Origin of the sequence: Desulfitobacterium nosdiversum, assembly GCF_049860565.1 — a bacterium.
Classification (GTDB): Bacteria; Bacillota; Desulfitobacteriia; order Desulfitobacteriales; family Desulfitobacteriaceae; genus Desulfitobacterium_A; species Desulfitobacterium_A nosdiversum.
In genome coordinates, this window is record NZ_CP172056.1 from 2,930,657 (window position 1) to 2,952,151 (window position 21,495).

At 39.5% G+C, this 21,495-nt stretch carries 21 protein-coding genes; 12 read left to right on the top strand and 9 right to left on the bottom strand.

All coding sequences use genetic code 11. From position 1 onward, the window contains the following. Window positions 1-12 precede the first annotated feature (12 nt). The 7 genes from hfq (at window position 13) to ACHOLT_RS14085 (ending at window position 8,028) form a co-directional block, all read left to right on the top strand. On the top strand, window positions 13-267 hold the full coding sequence (gene hfq / locus ACHOLT_RS14055; protein WP_425801806.1) for an RNA chaperone Hfq: 255 nt from the start codon (window positions 13-15) through the stop codon (window positions 265-267). A 167-nt stretch (window positions 268-434) separates the two neighbouring features. Beyond that, window positions 435-2,291 carry a translational GTPase TypA gene (gene typA / locus ACHOLT_RS14060; protein WP_425801809.1) on the top strand — a complete coding sequence of 619 codons (1,857 nt, stop codon included), beginning with the start codon at window positions 435-437 and terminating at the stop codon, window positions 2,289-2,291. Between the two features lie 78 nt (window positions 2,292-2,369). Further along, on the top strand, window positions 2,370-3,362 hold the full coding sequence (locus tag ACHOLT_RS14065; RefSeq protein WP_425801811.1) for an AAA family ATPase: 993 nt from the start codon (window positions 2,370-2,372) through the stop codon (window positions 3,360-3,362). Window positions 3,363-3,401: 39 nt separating this feature from the next. Then, window positions 3,402-5,000, top strand: a complete 1,599-nt coding sequence (gene hflX / locus ACHOLT_RS14070) for a GTPase HflX (protein WP_425801813.1) — start codon at window positions 3,402-3,404, stop codon at window positions 4,998-5,000. A 23-nt stretch (window positions 5,001-5,023) separates the two neighbouring features. Beyond that, window positions 5,024-6,289, top strand: coding sequence for an aminotransferase class I/II-fold pyridoxal phosphate-dependent enzyme (locus tag ACHOLT_RS14075; RefSeq protein WP_425801815.1), 1,266 nt, complete (start codon window positions 5,024-5,026; stop codon window positions 6,287-6,289). A 10-nt stretch (window positions 6,290-6,299) separates the two neighbouring features. After that, complete coding sequence (gene lepB / locus ACHOLT_RS14080) at window positions 6,300-6,860, top strand: signal peptidase I (RefSeq protein WP_425801817.1); 561 nt, start codon at window positions 6,300-6,302, stop codon at window positions 6,858-6,860. 70 nt (window positions 6,861-6,930) lie between these two features. After that, window positions 6,931-8,028 carry a D-alanine--D-alanine ligase gene (locus ACHOLT_RS14085; RefSeq protein ID WP_425801819.1) on the top strand — a complete coding sequence of 366 codons (1,098 nt, stop codon included), beginning with the start codon at window positions 6,931-6,933 and terminating at the stop codon, window positions 8,026-8,028. Between the two features lie 128 nt (window positions 8,029-8,156). On the opposite strand, the gene lexA is transcribed toward ACHOLT_RS14085, so the two are convergent. Further along, window positions 8,157-8,771: a transcriptional repressor LexA gene (gene lexA / locus ACHOLT_RS14090; protein ID WP_425801821.1), complete on the bottom strand. Its 615-nt coding sequence runs from the start codon at window positions 8,769-8,771 to the stop codon at window positions 8,157-8,159. Between the two features lie 185 nt (window positions 8,772-8,956). On the opposite strand from lexA, the gene ACHOLT_RS14095 reads away from it, so the two are divergent. The 4 genes from ACHOLT_RS14095 to ACHOLT_RS14110 all read left to right on the top strand — a co-directional run bounded on the left by ACHOLT_RS14095 (window position 8,957) and on the right by ACHOLT_RS14110 (window position 12,866). Next, window positions 8,957-9,766, top strand: coding sequence for a M23 family metallopeptidase (locus ACHOLT_RS14095; RefSeq protein WP_425801823.1), 810 nt, complete (start codon window positions 8,957-8,959; stop codon window positions 9,764-9,766). 292 nt (window positions 9,767-10,058) lie between these two features. Continuing rightward, window positions 10,059-10,889, top strand: coding sequence for a D-alanyl-D-alanine carboxypeptidase family protein (locus tag ACHOLT_RS14100; RefSeq protein WP_425801825.1), 831 nt, complete (start codon window positions 10,059-10,061; stop codon window positions 10,887-10,889). A gap of 15 nt (window positions 10,890-10,904) precedes the next feature. Continuing rightward, the gene (locus ACHOLT_RS14105; RefSeq protein WP_425801827.1) at window positions 10,905-11,144 is read left to right on the top strand and encodes a hypothetical protein; all 240 of its coding nucleotides are present in this window, start codon (window positions 10,905-10,907) and stop codon (window positions 11,142-11,144) included. A gap of 738 nt (window positions 11,145-11,882) precedes the next feature. Then, complete coding sequence (locus tag ACHOLT_RS14110) at window positions 11,883-12,866, top strand: tyrosine-type recombinase/integrase (protein WP_425801829.1); 984 nt, start codon at window positions 11,883-11,885, stop codon at window positions 12,864-12,866. 128 nt (window positions 12,867-12,994) lie between these two features. Here ACHOLT_RS14110 and ACHOLT_RS14115 read toward each other — a convergent pair whose 3' ends face one another. The 3 genes from ACHOLT_RS14115 to ACHOLT_RS14125 form a co-directional block, all read right to left on the bottom strand. Continuing rightward, window positions 12,995-13,495, bottom strand: a complete 501-nt coding sequence (locus ACHOLT_RS14115; RefSeq protein ID WP_425801831.1) for a GNAT family N-acetyltransferase — start codon at window positions 13,493-13,495, stop codon at window positions 12,995-12,997. 25 nt (window positions 13,496-13,520) lie between these two features. Then, window positions 13,521-14,144, bottom strand: coding sequence for a class I SAM-dependent methyltransferase (locus ACHOLT_RS14120; protein ID WP_425801833.1), 624 nt, complete (start codon window positions 14,142-14,144; stop codon window positions 13,521-13,523). 203 nt (window positions 14,145-14,347) lie between these two features. Further along, complete coding sequence (locus ACHOLT_RS14125) at window positions 14,348-14,803, bottom strand: MarR family winged helix-turn-helix transcriptional regulator (RefSeq protein WP_425801835.1); 456 nt, start codon at window positions 14,801-14,803, stop codon at window positions 14,348-14,350. Between the two features lie 157 nt (window positions 14,804-14,960). Here ACHOLT_RS14125 and ACHOLT_RS14130 point away from each other — a divergent pair, with 157 nt between their 5' ends. Continuing rightward, on the top strand, window positions 14,961-15,449 hold the full coding sequence (locus tag ACHOLT_RS14130; RefSeq protein WP_425801837.1) for a hypothetical protein: 489 nt from the start codon (window positions 14,961-14,963) through the stop codon (window positions 15,447-15,449). Window positions 15,450-15,468: 19 nt separating this feature from the next. Here the strand turns inward: ACHOLT_RS14130 and ACHOLT_RS14135 are convergent, their stop codons facing one another. The 5 genes from ACHOLT_RS14135 to dsrO form a co-directional block, all read right to left on the bottom strand. After that, window positions 15,469-15,951 carry a rhodanese-like domain-containing protein gene (locus ACHOLT_RS14135; protein WP_425801839.1) on the bottom strand — a complete coding sequence of 161 codons (483 nt, stop codon included), beginning with the start codon at window positions 15,949-15,951 and terminating at the stop codon, window positions 15,469-15,471. A gap of 154 nt (window positions 15,952-16,105) precedes the next feature. Further along, window positions 16,106-16,801 carry a TorD/DmsD family molecular chaperone gene (locus ACHOLT_RS14140; RefSeq protein ID WP_425801841.1) on the bottom strand — a complete coding sequence of 232 codons (696 nt, stop codon included), beginning with the start codon at window positions 16,799-16,801 and terminating at the stop codon, window positions 16,106-16,108. Window positions 16,802-16,913: 112 nt separating this feature from the next. Continuing rightward, on the bottom strand, window positions 16,914-19,721 hold the full coding sequence (locus ACHOLT_RS14145) for a molybdopterin-dependent oxidoreductase (RefSeq protein ID WP_425801843.1): 2,808 nt from the start codon (window positions 19,719-19,721) through the stop codon (window positions 16,914-16,916). A gap of 1 nt (window position 19,722) precedes the next feature. Next, on the bottom strand, window positions 19,723-20,889 hold the full coding sequence (gene nrfD / locus ACHOLT_RS14150) for an NrfD/PsrC family molybdoenzyme membrane anchor subunit (RefSeq protein WP_425801845.1): 1,167 nt from the start codon (window positions 20,887-20,889) through the stop codon (window positions 19,723-19,725). Then, on the bottom strand, window positions 20,889-21,488 hold the full coding sequence (gene dsrO, locus ACHOLT_RS14155; RefSeq protein WP_425801848.1) for a sulfate reduction electron transfer complex DsrMKJOP subunit DsrO: 600 nt from the start codon (window positions 21,486-21,488) through the stop codon (window positions 20,889-20,891). Before dsrO ends, nrfD begins: the two co-directional genes overlap by 1 nt. Window positions 21,489-21,495: the final 7 nt, after the last annotated feature.

Below are 21,495 nucleotides of genomic sequence, written 5' to 3' on the forward strand. Positions count from 1 at the left end.
GGAGGGAAATACATGAATAAATCGCCCATCAATCTACAAGATACTTTTTTAAATCAAGTACGTAAAGAAAATATGCCAGTAACCGTTTATTTGGTTAATGGATTTCAACTGAAAGGGCTAGTCCGCGGCTTTGATAATTTTACCGTTGTTTTAGACTTTGAAGGAAAACAACAAATGGTTTATAAGCATGCAATTTCAACGGTAATGCCTCTTCGACCGATTAACTTGGCTGCTTTAGCTAATGCTGCTGCTGAAGATTCTCAATGATCGTTTTCCAATAAAATTGTTTATGCATCTAAGCCTGGGGTTCCAGGCTTTTTTCATTTAAAAATATAGAAGTATATAAAAGTTGTCTATTAAAATTTACGTAAAATTAATTTAAAAGAATTGTAGTAGTAATCATAACATGGTAAGATTAAATTTAGTGTTTAAAAATGTTAAAAGGGGTTTTATTAGTGATTGAAACTATTAATTTGCGCAATATAGCTATTATTGCTCACGTTGACCATGGCAAAACGACCTTGGTTGATGCAATGCTCAAACAAAGTGGTACTTTTCGCGCCAATCAGCAAGTGATGGAGCGTGTTATGGATTCTAATGATCTCGAGAGAGAAAGAGGAATTACAATTCTGTCCAAAAACACTTCTGTTCATTGGCATGATACTAAAATCAATATTGTGGATACTCCGGGCCATGCTGATTTTGGTGGCGAGGTAGAGCGGGTCCTTAAAATGGTTGATGGAGTTTTGCTGATCGTTGATTCCTTTGAAGGTCCAATGCCGCAAACGCGTTTCGTTTTACGAAAAGCTTTAGAACTAAAACTAGTTCCTATCGTTGTAATCAATAAGATCGACCGCCCGGATGCTCGACCGGCTGAAGTTGTGGACGAGGTCTTAGAACTCTTTATTGAGTTAGGCGCTGATGATGACCAACTTGATTTTCCTGTTGTTTACGCTTCCGCACGCCAAGGTATTGCTGGTTTAGAACCGGACCAATTAGCGGATAACCTAGAACCGCTGTTCTCTCTTATTTTAGAGCACATTCCAGCTCCTGAAGTTGATGTTGAAGCCCCTTTGCAACTTTTAGTGACAACATTGGACAGTGATGATTACGTCGGAAAGATCGTCGTTGGCAGGCTTGTTCGCGGGACTATTCATCAAGGTGAAGCGGTTACATTAATTAAACGTGACGGAACCTTTGAAAGAAATAAAATCGGCAAAGTTTATGTTTATGAAGGACTTAAACGTGTTGATATGCTTGAAGCTCAAGCCGGAGAAATTGTTGCTTTAACAGGACTTGCTTCGGCTAACATTGGTGAAACAGTTGCCAGTGCTACTGAACCGGAGGCGCTTGATATAATTGAAGTGGACGAGCCTACGCTTACAATGAACTTTATGGTTAACACCAGCCCATTTGCCGGGCGTGAAGGAGAATACGTGACTTCTCGTAAACTTCGCGAACGGTTATTTAAAGAGATTGAAACAAATGTTAGCTTAAGCGTTGAGGAAACAGATTCTGCAGATGTTTTCCGAGTATCGGGAAGAGGCGAGCTTCACCTTTCTATATTAATTGAGAATATGCGTCGTGAAGGTTACGAACTTCAAGTTTCAAAGCCAGAAGTTATTATTAAAACAATCGATGGTGTTAAATGTGAACCTATTGAATACTTGACATGTGACATATCAGAGAATGCAATGGGTTCTGTCATGGAACTTTTAGGTCAACGCAAAGCCGAAATGGTCAACATGACGAATATTTCACCGACACAAATTCGACTTGAATTTAAAGTTCCGGCACGTGGGCTTATCGGTTTTAGAGGAGACTTCCTGACTGAAACACGCGGCGAGGGGATAATGAGCCATGTTTTTCATAGTTACGAGCCCTATAAAGGAGATATTCCAGGTCGAACCCGCGGAGTTCTTATTGCCTTTGAAGACGGTGAGGCTACTGGATATGGACTTAATGTTGCTCAAGAGCGCGGAGTAACTTTCATCGAACCCGGTACTCGCATCTACGAGGGAATGATTGTTGGGGAAAATAGCCGTGAACAAGATATCGAAGTCAATGTTGCTAAGAAAAAACACGTTACAAATATGCGCTCAAGCAACTCTGAAGAAGCACTGCGCCTGGAAAGCGCCCGTATATTCAGTCTTGAACAGGCTCTTGAATATATTGACGATGATGAGCTTGTAGAAATCACCCCGAAAAGCATTCGGCTCCGTAAAAGATACCTGGATCATGCATCAAGAGTTCGCTATGCTAAGAACAAGGCTTCACTAGACAACAACTAAGAATTAACTTTATTTTTAAATACTCCTTTTCATCCTTGTTGCGTATATTTAATAAGGATGGGGAGGTGCTAACTGCATATGCCGATACGTGTTACGTTTCAACCGGAGAACCATTTGCCTCCGGTAGTCGAATCTCCTAAGCCTAAGGATATAATGGAAAATGAATCCGCAGTTTTACCCCCTAGAGGCCGCAAAACTGCTCCCAATCCTCCCGAGAGAGACAAGGTGCCTGAAATCCTTGCCGAGCTTAATTCATTAGTCGGTTTATCAACCGTCAAAGAATTGATTGGGGAATTACAAGCCTATGTTGAAATTCAAAGAAGGAGAACACGGGAAAAGCTTAATGCCGAGTCCCTTGTTCTCCATATGATTTTTCGCGGTAATCCTGGAACAGGCAAAACTACGGTTGCTCGCCTGATCAGCCGTTTATTCAAAGAAATGGAAGTCTTACAAAAAGGTCATCTCGTGGAATGCGAACGTGCTGATCTCGTCGGAGAATACATAGGGCATACTGCGCAAAAAACTCGTGACCAAGTAAAAAAAGCCTTAGGCGGCGTTTTATTCGTAGATGAAGCCTATTCTCTTGCACGAGGCGGGGAAAAGGACTTTGGGAAAGAAGCGATTGACGCTTTAGTTAAAGCAATGGAAGATCATAAGAATGAATTTATTTTGATTTTAGCCGGGTATCGTCATGAGATGGACTGGTTCATGCAAACAAATCCCGGACTCCGTTCCCGCTTTCCGATAAATATTGATTTTCCGGATTACACACTCGATGAACTTCTGGACATTGGAGAATTGATGCTGAAGGATCGCCAATACGAATTTACGGCAGAAACACGTGAAGCCTTTCGCTTTATGCTCCAAGGGCTTTTAAATTCCCATCCTTATGCGGGAAATGCACGTTTAGTTCGTAATATGGCTGAGAAAGCAATTCGCAAACAGGCTGTACGCCTATTTAAAAAGCCAAGTTCAACTCGCGAAGAACTCATTCAGATTTTGCCTGTAGATCTTACGCTTGATGAAATAAAACCACAGGATTCTTCATATCGAACTAAAATTGTGTTATGATCCTTTAAGATAATAAGTATAATCCTAATCGGAGGAAGTATGGACATTTTTGGTGATTTGTCCGGAATACGTTTAACTCAGCGTGAAGAGCTTAACTCTCTCTCTTTAATCCGAACAGAGCATCCTGAGCTCATAAATGAGGTTTTACTTGAGGGGATCTGTAGCTTAACTTCAAAATGGAATAAGGAAATCGCCTTGCATATTAATCGCTCCGGGCGTATAAGCGGCATTGCTATAGGACAACATGCCTCGGTTAAACTTCCTCCAGTGCGATCACGAGAATCTAATCGCCTACGCTGCATTCATACTCATCCGGGGGGTAATTATAGATTAAGCTCCGTTGATTTAAGCGCTCTTGAATCATTATCCCTGGAAAGCATGACCAGCATTGGAGTTCTTAACGGAGAAATCACAGGTGCTGAGCTGGCTTTATTGACAGATGCCGGAACGATAAATACGATAGAGTTCTCACCAAAAGAATTGAAAAATCTTAATTACGCTGAGCTCTTAACTCAGAGTTCTATCCGTTCAGCCATTATAACCCGTTCGCTCCCTGAAGAAGAACGGGCTTTCCTTGTATCTGTTGAAAAAGAAGAATTGGCCGAAGAATTACTAGCTGAGTTAGCGGAACTTGCCCGAACTGCAGGGGTTAAAGTCGCAGGTCAAATTTTTCAGTCCAAGCGCTTCGGCAGTACTTCAAGTTATTTAGGAAAAGGCAAACTAGAGGAACTTAACCAACACCTTCAAAATACTCATGCTAATGTTCTTATTTGTGATGACGAATTAACTCCTGCGCAACTTCGCAATCTTGAAGAGAGTACCGGAATCAAGGTTCTTGATCGAACCGGTCTGATTCTTGATATCTTTGCGCAGCGTGCCAAATCCAAAGAAGGAAAACTACAAGTAGAATTGGCTCAGCTCCAATATTTGCTGCCGCGCCTTTCCGGACAGGGACAAGCTCTCTCTCGCTTGGGAGGCGGTGTTGGAACAAGAGGTCCTGGTGAATCCAAGCTGGAAATGGACAAACGAAGAGTTCGCCAGCGAATTCATTTTCTTGAGCAGCAATTGCAGGAAATACGCAAACATCGAATGACTCAGCGATTGCAGCGTATACGCAGCGGGCTTCCCTTAATCGCCCTTGTCGGGTATACTAATGCCGGAAAGACGACTTTTTTGCAAAAGGCAATGGAACAAACGCGTGCAAAGGGAGAGAATCTCTCCGGAGAAAATAAGCTTTTCGCTACTCTTGATCCTACCGTGCGCTCATTAAACATTAGACCTGATCGTCAAATATTAATGAGTGATACCGTCGGTTTCATTCAAAAGCTCCCGCATCAGCTGTTAAATGCCTTTTTGGCAACATTGGAAGAAGTGCAAAATGCTGATTTGTTGCTTCACATCTTGGATGCGAGTCATCATCAAGCTTTGGAACATGCAGATACAGTTCATGCAATTTTAAAAGAATTAAATTGCGCAGACAAACCCACCATTACAATTCTAAACAAGATTGATAAAGTTAAGCAAAGCACTGACCTTAATCGTTTAGCACAACAGCTTGCGCATCCTATACCCCTTTCTTTGCTTCAGGAAAAATCACTGTCTCCTGTCTGGAATATGATTGAGGAGCTTTTGCCGTAAAATAGCTAAAGGAGGTTTAATCATTGCTACTTTGGGAAGAACTGCCCCGCTTAATTTCTGAGGCGGTTGAACATGCCGAGGCAGTCGTTCAGTCACGTTTATCCGATCTTAGTGAAATCACTGAATATAATCACAGTAAAGTTCTGTACGCATTTCAGGCTGAAAAGGTGACAGGATATCATCTTACTGGGACGACCGGATATGGACTGGGTGATACCGGCCGCGAAGTATTAGACCGTGTAATGGCCCGTATTCTAGGTGCTGAGGCAGCTTTAGTCCGCGGTCAATTCGTTTCAGGTACACATGCTATTGCAACCGCGTTATATGGTGTGCTGCGCCCAGGAGATCATTTTCTTTCAGTTAACGGCAGTCCATATGATACCCTTGAAGAAGTTATTGGAATTCGAGAAACAGGACAGGGCAGCTTAAAAGAATTTGGCGTAAGTTTTGATTCCATCCCGTTAAGTCCAGATGGAGAAATCCAATATGCTTTACTCGAAAAAGCAATTCAACCTAATACAAAAATGATCATCGTCCAGCGTTCTCGCGGATATGCTTGGCGCAAATCACTGGGTATTGATAAAATATCTGAATTAGTCCAATTTGTAAGGGCACACTATCCTCAGGTTATTATCTTTGTCGATAATTGTTATGGAGAATTAGTGGAGAAACTCGAGCCTGGAGATATAGGTGTCGATCTGATGGCGGGTTCCCTTATCAAAAATTTAGGCGGTACACTTGCTCCTACCGGAGGGTATATTGCTGGGAAAAAAGAATACGTCGATTTAGCTGCACAACGTCTTACTGCTCCAGGTATAGGCGGTGAAGTAGGGGCGACATTAGAATGGCAGCGGCTCTTTTTCCAAGGACTTTTCTTTAGCCCGATAACCGTGAGCGAAGCAGTTCGTGGTGCAGTTTTTTCGGCTGCGTTTTGGCAAGCTCTCGGATTCGAAGTGAGTCCAGAAGTCGAGGAACAAAGAACAGATCTTATTCAGGCCGTAAAACTGGGTTCACGAGAGCGAATGATAGCCTTCTGCCAAGGGCTGCAAAAGGGATCTCCAGTAGACAGCTTTATTTTACCTATCCCTGCAGGAATGCCTGGATATGAAGATGAAGTCATTATGGCCGGAGGAACCTTTATTCAAGGAGCAACCAGCGAATTTTCAGCAGATGGTCCTTTAAGGGAGCCTTTTATTGTTTATCAACAAGGCGGTTTTTCTTATTATTACGTAAAGTTTGGCAATATTTTAGCCGCTTTAAGCCTTTTCGAAAAAGATTTATTAAAGTGAGGTGTCTCAAATGAGTCTTGATCAAGAAAAAGACGAATATTCCCAAAAGAGTACTGCCCGATTCTTTATAGAACTCGCTGAAATTGTCATTATTGCCTTCGCTTTATCCTGGCTGATTCGAACCTTTGTCTTAGATGCACGCGTTATTCCTTCAGGTTCCATGTTACCCACTATTCAGCTTCAAGATCGAGTTATTGTTGATAAATTCTTCTTTAAGTACTTTGATCAGCTCCGCCCGGGAGATATCATTGTTTTTCATCCACCTGCTAGTGCTCATTCTACGGATGATTTTATTAAACGTCTTATTGCCATGCCTGGGGATACTGTCGAAATCAAAAATCATAAGACCTATGTTAATGGACAGCCTCTAACTGAGACTTATATCGCTGAGCCTTCAAAACAGGATTTCGGTCCAATAGTTGTTCCTGAAGGCAAGTTATTTGTGATGGGTGATAATCGAAATAATAGTGCTGATTCAAGAGAATGGGGATTCTTGCCCATTGAAAATGTAACCGGCCGAACCTTGTTCCGCTATTGGCCGCTTAATCACATAGGGACTTTGGCCCACTAATTAGAGACGCTGTACCTTTTCATGCATATAATAAAAAATAGATATTTAAGTAAAAGAGGGTGTACATAAGATGAGCATGTCGCACACCATTATTGTCATTTTTGGGGGACAGTCCGGAGAACATGAAGTTTCTTTGGTCTCAGCGCAATCTGTCTTAAAGGCAATTGATCAATCCCGGTTTAATGTCCAAACAATAGGCATATCGAAAGAAGGAAAATGGTATTGGGGTATAGATCCTCGGAAATGGGAAGAATCCGGCTCTATCGTTGACTCCAATGCAATGCAAGTCACTCTAGTCCATGATCCTTCAGCTCCGCGATTTATCTCACTAAGTAAAACTGATCTCCCTAACCAAGGAAAATTCGATTTAATTTTCCCTATTCTTCATGGCCCGTTTGGAGAAGATGGTACCATTCAAGGATTATTTGAAATGGCAAATGCTCCTTATGTAGGTTCCGGCGTCCTTGGAGGCTCATTAGGAATGGATAAAGATCGAATGAAAGCTGTATTTTCTACTGCCGGTCTACCTATGGCAAAGTCCATAACTGTTTTACGTTCACAATATAAAACAGATGCCGAACCTATTCTCTATAGAATTGAAACTGAATTAGGATATCCTTGTTTCATAAAACCCGCAAATTTAGGATCCAGCGTCGGAATTTCTAAAGCAAGCAATCGTGAAGAGCTTAAGGCTTCAATTGAATTGGCATCGTGCTATGACCGTAAGCTCGTTATAGAAGAAAATATTGTCGGCCGAGAAATTGAAGTAGCCGTCTTAGGCAATGAATCTCCAGAAGCATCAGTTCCTGGAGAAATCCTTCCCGCACATGATTTTTACGATTATGAAGCGAAATATTTGGATACTGGCTCACGCTTGCTTATACCCGCACCTCTGGAGGAAAAAACAATAAAGGAATTGCAAACCATGGCAGTTAAGGCTTTTCAAGCAGTGGAAGCCTCTGGCCTAAGTCGGGTCGACTTTTTCGTAACTACAGATCAAAAAATATATGTCAATGAAATCAACACAATGCCAGGGTTTACTCAAATTTCGATGTATCCAAAATTATGGGATGCAACGGGAATTCCTTATACTGAACTTGTTGATCGTCTAATAACGTTAGGCCTTGAACGTTATAAGGATCTTCGCAATCGCAGAATTTCAAGGTAGTTCTAGGTAGGAGACACTTGCATTTTAGGAAAACAAAAGGAAGTATCTTGTTAAATCAAGCTTACTTCCTTTTTCATTAAATGTTTTTTGGGGAATGGTGAATTTAATCTTTTTCTAAATATTATAGCTTAGTGAAGAAAACGAAATACCCCGGTCACTTTTCCAAGAACCATAACATCTTGTGAATAGATGGGTTCCATCATCGGATTCTCAGGTTGTAAGCGAATTAATGTCTTTTCTTTAAAAAACCGTTTAACAGTTGCTTCCTCACCAATCAACGCTACAACAATATCGCCGTTAATTGCTGTATTTTGTTGTCTTACCAAAATAAAATCGCCATTGAGAATACCAGCATTAATCATACTTTCCCCACGAACTTTTAAAAAGAATACATTATCAGAATTTACCATTTCTGCAGGTAAAGGAAAGGTATCCTCGATATTTTCTTGAGCTAAAATAGGAAGTCCTGCAGTAACACGACCAACAATGGGTACTTGAACAACTTTTTTTTCAGGAAGATCGCTGGAGCTTTCTAAAACCTCAATCGCTCTAGGTTTTGTAGCATCACGACGAATATAACCTTTATCCTCTAAAGTCTGAAGATGCCCATGAACAGTAGAACTGGACATCAATCCGACTGCATCGCCAATTTCACGTACTGAAGGCGGATACCCTTTCCGCCGTATTTCTTGTTTAATGAAAGATAGTATCTCATTTTGTCGTTGAGATAGATCCAGATACACAGCATTACCCCCTCGTATAAAAATACTTTACAAACATTCTATCATTAGATCATTGATTCTGCAAACAAATGTTCGTATTTAACCGTAAATAGGAGTTCATGATTTTATAAATAAAGCAGTTTGTTCTCTCTTCTATGAAAATTTCATACCCATATCATGTAGTAACGAGCAAAAGGTGGGATGATATGAAAAAGACAACGGTTCCGTTTAACCGGTTAATTATTCTCATTCTACAGGTATTATTGATCATAGGAATTGGAGGGATAACCTGGCACCTCCTACATAAAACGAAGGATGTGCCCCCTGATGTTTTTCCCTATCTTACTTCACTTTCTCCAGAACTAATTCTTGATTGCCAAAAGGAAGGGGAAGGGGTTTCTAAAACAGCCTGGGCTGATCTTTTAGCCATTAAATCTACTCTTTCGGCCCAACAATCTTCATTATTTGTTAAACAAATTAAACAGGGAATATCCTTCAATCAAATCACTTGGAATACCCAAGAAATGTTACTTTCTCCGGAACTAATCAAAAAAGCCAAATTAAGAAGAACGTTCTTGCTTAATTATCCTCTATTTGAACCGAAACGTTACTCTTTCCCTGTCAACGGAATGCCATGGTATCAAGATAGCTGGGGAGCAGATAGGGAGGGAGGCAAGCGCCGGCATGAGGGAACTGATCTTTTTGCGAAAGAAGAAACGCCTCTTTATAATGTTTGTTCCGGTAAAATTGAAAAATTAGGGTGGAATCGGCTTGGCGGAGAGCGAGTGGGTATTCGCGGAGATGACGAAAATTATTATTACTACGCACATCTCCAAACAATAGAACCCTCTTTAAAAGTAGGACAAACAATTGCAAAAGGAGTTAAGATAGGAACGATGGGACATACAGGAGATGCGCTAACCACACCTGATCATTTGCATTTTGGTATTGAATTACCCAATGGGAAATGGATTAACCCTTATCCATTTCTTAAAGTTTGGCAAAACTATCAATAGAAAGCGTATAAATGTATTACTCAACATAGAAACCTTGATGAAATCGATAAAATTATTTATCATATAAATGTTAAATAAACTCGTAAATTACTAAACAGTCATTATACAGTCATTATTAAAAAATATACAAAACAAAACAAAATAAATGAAAAGAAATGAAAGGGCACCTATGAAACGTTATAGTCTAATAATATTATGCTTAGTTTTGGTTTTTATCTTTAGTATAAATATAATCTCAGATACCTCTGCATCTTCAGCAGCATTTGCTGCCCAAACCCAAATACCAAAGTCAATGCCTGGTAATTTAAGTTTAACGGAAAGCTTAGATACTCCTAGTTATTATCTGATCGATGTTAAAAATCAAAATATCCTGCTTAGTCAAAATGATACAGTTCATCGCCCGCCGGCAAGTACTGTAAAACTATTAACCGGCTTAGTCGCTATGCAAACCTTAAATGAAGACGACACAGTTACAGTCGGTAATGAAGTCTTAATTCAAGATACGACACTTGGTTTAAAACCAGGAGATACCATAAAGGTTAAAGACTTGTTAACTGCAATTTACTTAGAAAGCGCAAATGATGCAGCTATTGCCTTAGCCGTTAAAGCTAAGGAATCACTTCCTGCATTTATTGAGTCAATGAATAATTATGCTATTGAATTAGGCTGCAAAGATTCTCACTTTCAAACGCCAAATGGATTACCTGCATCCGATCAATATACAACAGCCCAAGATCTAGCGAAAATAGCCATCAAGTTTACCCAAAATAAGACGTTAATGGATTATGTACGGCAAAAAGAGGGGAAGGTAGAGTGGACAACCTCCAACGGACTTAAAAGAAGCATTAAAGTATATAACACCAATGAATTTTTAGGAATCTATCCTGGTGTTCAAGGCCTAAAAACCGGAACAACAACTGAGGCAGGTCAATGCCTTGTTACATATGTATCAAGGTCAGATGGAGACTTAATTCTTGTATTACTCGGAAGCAGAAATCGGTATAAGGAAACAAAAGGTCTTTTAGATCAGGGCATTGCCGCATTACGCACACGTGCGGCTCTTCAAAGTATAAGTAAAAATTCCGAATCATTAGTTCAAAGCCCAGGTTTTATACAACCATAGAAATGGAGTGTAATAATGCAAAAAAAAGGTGAACCTTGTGTTTTAGAAGATCGTTTATGCACTGAATGTGGAGAGTGTGATCGATGTGAATTAGATCCAACTAAAATCTGCGATAATTGTTGCAAGTGTATCGATTCAACAGCTGATTATCGAGGCATTGAGATAGATGAAATTTTAGTAAATACTGAAGAGCTAAAAGGAATTGAGCAATATCGCCATGCAAAAGTCAGCTATGCGTCTGTAGTGAAGTATTAGTTTTGAAAACTTATTGGGTCCTATAATGAATATTATGTAAAGTTTTAATATAATATACGGGAGAGGGGTACACATATTTTAGCCTGATAATCTGATTTCCTCGGTCATCAATGCCACATCAAACTATCGGATTTCTTATACGTTGTGTATTTATAAATCTATAAGCCCAACTATCATTAAATATTAGCAATCATCTTTATGTATGTCTCTTGTCATTGTTAAAGCATTTAATAAACTAAGTCGTTAGTTACCTCTGTGTCATAATGACCGCGGTTAAAGTCAGCATCTAGAAGCCTCTCTAAGGCTTTAGAATTATGAGCCTGGTATGATTCATCCAACATTGAATCTTTACTGTTAGCATTTCAACATAAGATTCAATGTTGGATGATGTTTATTAGAGTTTGGTAATTATCTTATTATAGAACTAGCCTCTAGGAGCCTCTATAAGGCTATTAAATCTATAGTAAGTATATTCTTAACAATTAGTTACAGACCTATGTGAATGCGTTATGTTAGCATTCAATTTTATTGGTCATAGTCTTAGAGCATTTTTGTTGCTTTAATTAAATTTAATTTTAGATTTAATTTTAGATATTAAGTAATAATTATTAAATAAGTCTCTCTCAGAAACAACTCTGCGCTAAATATCTTTTTAATACATACTTGAGTAAAAGATTTTAATTTTATATAATGATACTGCATTAAATGTTCGAAATTCTTGGCTTAAAGGAGAAATTTATGACTGACATTTCGAGTCTTCCTCTACCCTCTTTTGCACGTTCCTACATCAATCATTTAGGAGTTATCAATAAATCTCCCAATACACAAAAAGCTTATGCCCAGGAACTCCTACTTTTCTTTAATTTCCTATGCCAATACATATCGGATTTCCCCTCATCCCCTGCTTCGTTGACCCTCGATCATATAAATCAAATCCAACATAATGATATTGAAGCCTATTTATGTTGGGCACTAACGAATAGAAACAATGGTGTTCGTGCATTAGCCCGGAAACAGGCTGTAATTCGTTCTTTCTATCATTACTTATTAAGAGAGGACTTAGTTTCTAAGGATATCACCCTAAAACTAATCCCGATTCATTTAGGTCAAAAAGCACCTAAAGCCCTTGAACCTGAACAAATTGCTGATTTAGTTGACATTCTTGAAACGGGCTCTGGTTTAAGTAAAGGCCAATTAAAATATCATACTTATACAGAAAAAAGGGATTTTGCGATTTTTATAACCTTTATCGGAACCGGGCTACGCCTGACCGAATTATATAGTTTAAATTTACAAAATATTGATTTTAATAAGGGTTGTTTTTTCGTTACACGCAAAGGCAATAAAGAAACCAACATTTACTTTAACTCTGAAGTCGCTACCGCTATACAGGATTATATTAAAAACGAACGTCAACGTTATCTTTCAAACAAGTCAGATGCTCTTTTTCTTTCAATACAAGGAAATCGTATGAGTAAACGGGCTATTCAGGATCTCATTAAAAAGTACATGACCATTCTAAAAAAACAAGGGCATAATACCGAAGGCTTTAGTGCCCATAAATTACGTTCGACCTTTGCTACCCTTCTCCTTCGTGAAACAGATAATCTTGCTATTGTACAGGATGCTCTTGGTCATGCTGACCCAAGGACGACTCGTATATACGCCAAGGTTCTTGATGAACAGTTAAAACGAGCTGCTGATTATATTAAGTTTAGATAAAAATTCAAGTTTGCTGGTCCCTTCAGAGAATCCACTTATTTTAGGCAAGTAACTGATATATACACAAAAGGTTCTAGTGCAAATAATCTCTTTTAAGATACCTTATCGACTATTTACATTGAACCAGTTCAATTTATTCCAACCACTTTACTTCTTCGTTCCATTAATATTACATCATGCCATATTCCATTATCCATTTTTGCTATTCTTTCTCTTATTCCAATTTCTCTAAAACCACATTTCTTATTAAGAGCTATACTTGCAATATTTTCTCTTATAATTGCGGAATATAAAGCCCAAATGCCGTTTTCTTCAGATTGTTTTATGATGTTCGTCAAAAGAGTTGTTCCTATGCCCTGTCCTTTATATCGTTCGCCTATATAAAGGCTAACTTCTACTACCCCCGCATAACAACTTCTACTTGAAGTCGGACTTAAGGCCGCCCAACCTAATATATCATTTCCTGAACGAGCAACTAATCGACATGAACTAAGATGGCCATTATCCCAATTTTCCCAAGAGGGTGCTTCAGTCTGAAATGTCGCCAAACCTGTTTTTATTCCTTCTACATAAATGCTCTTTACCTGTTCCCAATCTGACGGTTTCATTATATCAATTTTATATTCCATCCTTATCCCCCATACGAATTAAATTCTATTTTTCACCATAGGCAACGAAAATACTTATACTCGCACTAGTACATCCACAGCTTGAGGTAGCACAGCAATTTCCTCCGGCACAGTCAATTCCAATATTTTTTAAACCCGCATCTAGCAGCCACTGCCTAATGGCTTCACGTTTAAAACCCATCCATCGGTCATGGTGCTCAAGCTTTAAAAACTCATAGTTGTGTTCATCCAAATCCGTAAGAACAAGCTTTCCGCCGGGTTTAAGTATCCTTACCATTTCTTTAATCGCTGCTAATGGATCGTCTACATGATGTAAATACATATTTGCTAAGGCGTAATCAACTGTATCTTTATCAATTGGTAAATTCTCCGCTTCTCCCTGCCGATAATCAACACCTTCATTGTCTTTGAATTTGTGTCTCATTTGATCGAGCATTTCATCTGATCGGTCAACAGCAATTACATCTAATCCCTTTTGGATCAGTCCTTCTGTTATAAATCCTGTACCTGACCCAATATCAGCCACTAATTGTCCTTCTTTTACCGCTGCGATGCTAAAAGCTTTCTCCCTTACTGCTTCCGAAAAAAAGTCCTCCCGCATCATATCCCATTGATTTGCTACTTTTTTAAAGTAAATCGTACTATCCATATCGTAACCCCCTACTCATTAACAACAGAATTTATATTTTCTTTGTAAATTCTGTTTACATTCCACCCTACAAAAATCAGACATTACTTTTTCCGTGTTATCGCTACTTAAGAAGCTTATTACAAAAATAACAGCAATGAGTAAAACTCCTATAACTAACATCTTATTCCTCCCTATTTAGGACATCATATTCTATTTCCTAATTACGTTTTTTCTTTAAGATTCTCATTTTTATCGATGGCTTCAAGCAGTATTTGTAAGCTTTCAAGTACTTGTTGTTTTTTGTTCTTAGGAATTGAATTATAGACATTCCTAAAGTATAGGTTCATTCCATCTTCAATATCCTTATAAAGTTTATATCCGCTTTCAGTGAGTGATATTGTGACATACCTTCTATCTTGTGTGTCAATATCTCTTTTTGCCAAATCTCCCGTAACCAGATTGTTAACCGTTCTACTCATAGTACTGTTTTCAAGGTTTAATAATTCTGCGAGTTCATTTAAAGATATGCTTTTTACTCTGCCTATTTCAACTAAGGCATGGCATTGCGCCATTGTTATCCCGCAGCACGAATATTCGCTTTCCTGTACAATACCAAATTTTCTTTCAAGCATTCTTACCATCTCTCGTAATTGTTTCGAATCGTCTGTATCGTTCATAAATGACTACCTCCTGAAACTATTGTAAAGCAAAACAGTTCGAATATACAACTATTATTTTAAAAAATTTTCCTATTCTTATTTTCGTTCGTAAAATCAACCTTACAAAAATTTAATGATATAATATTGTCAGATATGGTATATGGAGGTAGGCGGAATGAAGAAAAAATGGCTTTTACCTACTTTTCTACTTGGCATTATGCTTGTTTTAAATATTTTTAGATGGGGAGACATTGGAGGTACAACAAATAACGGAATCATTACAAAAGTAAAGATTGACCGTTGGAATGGCTCTGTTTGGGAACAAAAATACGGCAATGGAAACTATTCTGAAAAACAAATTAAACCGTCCATCATTGAGTCAAATAGGCCTCGTATAACTAAAACTGTTGAAGTTACAGGCTCAACAGAGGGAAAGCCTATGTTACCAGGAGAAAGCATTTCAGATTGGTTCAAACGCTTAGCCCCAGAGAAACATACAGAAACTATTAACGTAGCACCAGAAGAAATTTATTGGCTGAGTAGTAATGGATTAACAAAAATTTGGTTCACATCAACCATGAGTTTTACTTTTTGGCTAGTTATTTCTATTGGACTATCAATAAAAAATATATATAAAAATTCCTCAGTTGATACACATGTTTAAATTCTGAGATATACCCTTTTTAGCACCCTCCGATACTTTCAGTTACTTCACCACTCCCCAAGTTTTTCCATTGTTCCATTCCGCCTATGAGGATTTTGATTTTATTTGATTCATAACCCTTTCTAATTAAGGTTTGCCAAGCTGTGAAAGCACGGCTTCCATTCAGGCAAACAAGAATAATCTCTTTATCCTTTGGAAATTGGTTAAGATTTTGTTCTAAGGTCACCAACGGAATGTTTATAGCTGTTGGAACATGGCCTTTATCAAATTCATTCTTCTCTCGAACATCAATGATTTCCCAATTCTTTCTGGCCTTTATTCCTTCATCTAACTGACTCGCTGATATCATCGATTCCGGATTTAGAACAGAAGCCTCTGCTTCCTTGGAAGTAAAGTTTTCATTGTTAGAGGGCAATTCGGTTGAAGAACTTCTTTGTTTTTCTTCATTTGGGTAAGTCCCTATATTATTCGTCTCAACTTTTTCCGATACTTGTTGTTTCAAACAACCTGTGAGGCTAAGGCTCGTACTAATAATAACTATTAGGAAAAAAGCCATTCGGAATATAAAACTTTCTAAATTTAGTTTCATCCCCCTTATCCTTTCCATCCTTACAATTCCTTCAACTTTGGAACCACCTTAATCTTGAGCGTTTGAATTACTTGATAGATTGCTTACCAAGATTAGTATAATTATCCACTACGAATTCTTCTTTTTCTTCCATCAAAAACTCACGCAGCAGAATTGCTACACCTCGATAAAAAGTAGTATTTGCTTTTTCATTAAGACACTTAATAAATTCGAAAACCCAAGGCTGTAAATGCTTATTGAAAAAATTATGTTGCCAATCCCCTAAAGCCTGATATTGGGACTTTTCTACCGTTACGCTTCTGTAACAAAGCTCGGCCATAAAAAATAATTCCACCGAAATATGATCAGGTATTAGATTCCATCCCTCAGCAAATTCAATTTTCCATTCATTCAGAATTCGTTGTATATCCTGAGCCGGTTCCTGCCAAAGGCGGCCAAACGTACCGTCAACATTCCGATGGGTGTAGCAAGATTCATATGGAAATGTTAGATTAGGTCCAGGTACAACAAGTAATTGATCATAATCAAGTTGAATCTCCTTATAATCGTCTGGATTATTTAAAGCCTTTATTATTGAGCCCAAGAGTTCCGTTTTCCCTTTGGATTCAGGAAGTCCAACCTGAAGTTGTTTTTGAAAATGAGGATTTAACCAAGTTTCATCTATTTTACGAGCTAATAGGCTGGCAAAAAGATTATAAAGTACTGCACGGGAAATATCCTCAGCTCGATCTTCCATAAAATCTATTGAATTCAGATTTTCCATAAAGTAGTGCCCCCCCTCACTGTTTACTCAATAATTACTATAGTGATGGTGCAGAAAGTTTTCCTGCACCATCAATTCTCTGCAAATAATTTATATTCCTACGTTGGTTTAATTAAGCTTTTTCTACTTTTACCTTTGAATCATAGAAAGAACAACTGCCGCCAATTTTATCTTCTAAACAAACATTACCAATTGAATCATCAAGGCGCATTGCATAGTTAATATTTACGCCTTTTCCCCGATTCTTATCTGCAGCTACCGCCTTACCGTCAATAGCCGTATCTACCGAACCGTAATTCCAGTGTCCATATCCGATAGATGTACTCACTACTCCTGGGCGGATACCAGGTCGTAAGCGGAGTATACCTACTACTCCTTCCTTATTCGTTATACTGCTCACACGGACTTTATCTCCATCTTTAAGGCCGAGCTTTGATCCATCATCATTGTTCATTTCTATAAAGTTTTCAGGGAGAATTTCCATTAGCCAAGGTGCAGCAACCGTACGACTTTGAGTTTGAAAAGCTTGTTTATACGTAGTCGCAATAAATGAGTAACCATCGTCTTTAATTTCCTGATCCTTCGCATTCATAACGGGTAAATGGATTGGTAATCCATCGAAGTTTTTTCCTGTCATAGCATCCTTTGTTGTAGCTACTTTTTCAGCATAAATAGTACAAAGACTGGCCACTTTATTTTTCATCATCAGTCCGTCGTAGGCACCACCTGCGTCGAAAACTCCACCCCGATCCAAGATATACTTAATTTGTTCTTGTTCCGTTGCCCCAGGAATTTTTCCATGTTGGCTGGCAAAGTTTGCAACCATTTTATTATACCAATCTTCTTCTTTGTTTAGGGGCATTCCTGGTCCAAAGCCATTATCGCCGAACCCAGGCAAATCCATCTTTTTCGCTATATCTATCATCATATTCTCAACTGACTTCGCTTGAGGCAATACGTGAGTCATGGGTTGACGAACCTCAGCAACCATCCCTAGAATGGTAGGTCCTGATGCTTGAGCACACCATTGCTCAAGGTAGGTAACATCCGGTAGGATATAATCCGCAAACATTGATGTATCACCAATGACAATATCTGATGAGATAAACAGTGGAATCTTCTTGGTATCTTTCAGGGCTTCAATTAGCTTATCCTTAACGGCAGGAATTGAATAAGCAGGGGTTCCCATGTGTAACCAGAGGATCTTACAAGGGTATGGATAGCCATCCACAACACCAGCGACAACTTCTTGATAAACGTCTTTAGTTAAAGGAAACCAAGGCCTCTTCGCCGGATAACCGTTTTTCTTAAACTCTGTTGTGTCTTCATACTTAGTCTGCTCCCGGGAAATACGAATTCCTGTTGGTTTTACCGCTCCAGGATGTAATTTCGCAACTTGATAGCGACCATTTTTATCTCCCATATAGCTTAAAGTAGAGCCGCCAGATTGATATCCTCCACGATGATCGACATTGCCAACAAGAAGGTTGAGAATACAGATCGCGCGTCCCGCTTGGAAACCATTCGTATGCTGCACAGGTCCACGGTAGAAATCTGCCACTGCAAGTTTGCCATACGAAGTAAATTTATCAGCCACTCGAATAATTTGATCTTTGGGTAAACCGCAAATCTTAGCATATTCATCCAGAGTTTTCTCTTTTGTGCGTTCGCTATATTTCTGAAAAACTGTTTTGCAGGAAATATTATTTACAGTAGCCTCACCTATAAGATCTGCGGCATCTGCCTTTCCGGCAAGAGTAGGAGTTCCACCGACCAGAACGACATAATCGTCCTTTGTGCCGCCTAGACCAGCCTCATCACCGCGCAGATATTTGCCATTATCTATACGAACAAGATACGTAGCATCCGACCAACTGGCCTCTCCTTTCTTCATCGCCGCATCTTTAGACGGCAATTCGAGAAAAGACTTATCGTAACGTTTATTATCAATGATCCATTGGGCCATTCCCAAGGCTAAAGCTGCATCTGTTCCAGGCAAAATCGGCAGCCATTCATCCGAGTGAGATGCGGCAACAGAGAACCGAGGATCTACAGTAACTAATTGCCCACCCTTAACTCGGAAATTTGCAAGTTTACGGCTTAGCCCGTTCATTGGGAAATTGGCTTCTCCCCAGTTTGCTCCAAAATTAATAATAAATTTTGCATTTTCAAAGTCTGGCTTCATGTGTCCTTTAGTAGCAAATGTAAACGATGTAGCTATATGATGGCTTTGCTCGCATACCGTTGTATGCTCGAACCAGTTAATCGTTCCATATGCATTATTTATGAAGCGTTTGGTCAACTCTGCTCGGGCATTTTCAATCCGTCCAGCTAAGAAAACAAATTGATTGGCTTTTGAGCCGAATTCTGGAGCTTCCGGGTCGATAGGAGTCTGCAAGTCACGAACAGCCCTTAAACCTTCAACATTTCCTTCACCAAAAAGATTTCCACCTTCAATGATTTCTTTATAAACTTGATCCCAGCTGATAGCTTGCCATTTGTTTTCTCCGCGTTTGCCAGCCCTTTTCAAGGGCTGTTGAACCCGCAGAGGATCATAGAGAAGTTGTAAGCCAGCTTGACCGCGTGGACACAACTTTCCGGCGACTTTACGAGCCTCTTTCGGATCAGTCGAATACGGAACTGGGTTATCTAAGGTCATAGGGCTATAGGGATTACCGTCAAGCTTAACGACAACACCCTCTTTGACTTTTCCCCTTAAGCTGCAGTCACTTCGGCAGCCCAAGCATACGGAATGCACGAAATTAACGCTTGGATCGGTATCTAATGTATCTTCTGCTGGGGAACCTTCTTTCCAACTCGGGATTCCAGTGGCTTTTGTATCGGCAAAAGCCACTGGCGCTACTGCCATCGTCGCTCCTAAGACAGTGGCACCTTTAAGAAAATTTCTTCGCGTTGTCATATTATTGTGCTACCCCCTTCGATACTGGAATAGACTCTTTTTCTTGGGCACCGGGGCGGTTCATCGGTAAAACAGAATAAAAGAAAGATAGAACTATGACTGCTGCTGCAGCAATCCCCAGGATTACGGCAATATCTCTGCCAGATGCTACATACTCTATGATCTTACTTCCAGTCAGCGGAAGTTTTTGTCCGCCGATCACGAGATTAATCCTCATCGCCAAGACACCAATAATTGTGAGAATAGAGGACAAAACGACCAAGGACATATTTTGACGAGCTTTTTTTGTAAACATGAGAAGGAAAGGAACGAGCATCCCCAGAATATTTTCAAGCCCTAAGAAGCTCCATCCATCATTATGCAGAAGAAAATAAGCCGAAGCATAGCCTGATTCATTCGAGTACCAGAGAACAATAAAGTAGATCACCATCAGGCTGCCATCAACTAAGATAAACCATTTCATTAAATTGGCGATATCACTGATCAGTGCCTTAATGTCATCACCCAATCGACCAAACTTAAATTTTTCAACGAGCATCAAAACAATGATGAAGAGACCAGTACCGGAAACCATAGCAGACATCAAGAAGATAATCGGCATCAAGGGAGTATGCCAAATTGCACGAGCCTGTACGTTACCGAGAATAAATCCCGTATATCCATGAACAAGAAGAGCTAGCGGAACTCCAAGAGTTCCAAAGATTTTCTGTTTCTTCAAATCGTTGTCTTTTGCGGCTTGAGTCATGTCTTTTTTACCAAAAAGCAAAAAACTGTAGAACGAAGCCTTAAATCCGCCTTTGGAAAGGCCAATGACCATATCTTGGCGGAACATATACCAAGCATAGATGATTAAATCTATGGGATAAAGGATTAAGAGGTAGACCCCCCAGGACATCGCGGAGGTTGGATTAGTATGGATAAATAGACTTAAGAAGCGACCCGGTTGAGCAAGGTCAAATAATAAGTGCAACGGCGCAAAAGCCAAGAGCACAATGGCCATGATCACTCCAACCTTAGAAACCTTCTTATATTTTTCAATTCCAAATACTGTTCCTAAGCTGGTCAAAATGAAAGATCCGGCGCTCATCCCGGTATAATAGAAGTAGAGAGCAATGAGTAACCCCCAGTAAATTTGATGCTGGGTATCAAAGAAATGCACAGTGCTCATTATTTCTCACCTCCAGTGACGATTCCAAGGAGATTTGGTCGCAGTGCTTTTTCATCCGCTTGAATATAATAGGTCTGGGGACGGTTGTTAGTTTCTGGTTTGCTCACCGTAACAGCATTCGTCGCAATCAATTTAGCCACTTCACTATTTGGATCATTGATGTCTCCAAAAACCCGAGCCCCCGAAATACATGTGTTTACACAGGCAGGTTGTAACCCTGCATCAACACGAGCATGGCAATAGTCGCATTTCTCGGCTGTATTACGCTCTGGATTGATAAAGCGAGCGTCGTATGGGCAAGCTGCAATACAATACTTACATCCAATACAACGATCATAATCGACAAGGACTGTTCCGTCCTCTAATTGATAAGTTGCCTTAACCGGACACACATTGAGACAAGAAGGATTCTCACAATGGTTGCAGAGACGAGGCAGGCGCTGGCGGGAAACATTGGGGAATTTTCCGATCTCAAGCTCATCAACCCAGTTACGGAAGACGCCAAGCGGTACATTGTTTTCACTTTTGCAAGCGACTTGGCAAGCGTGACAACCCACGCATTTGCGTAGATCTATCACCATGGCATACCGTTTTCCCATTTTCTCA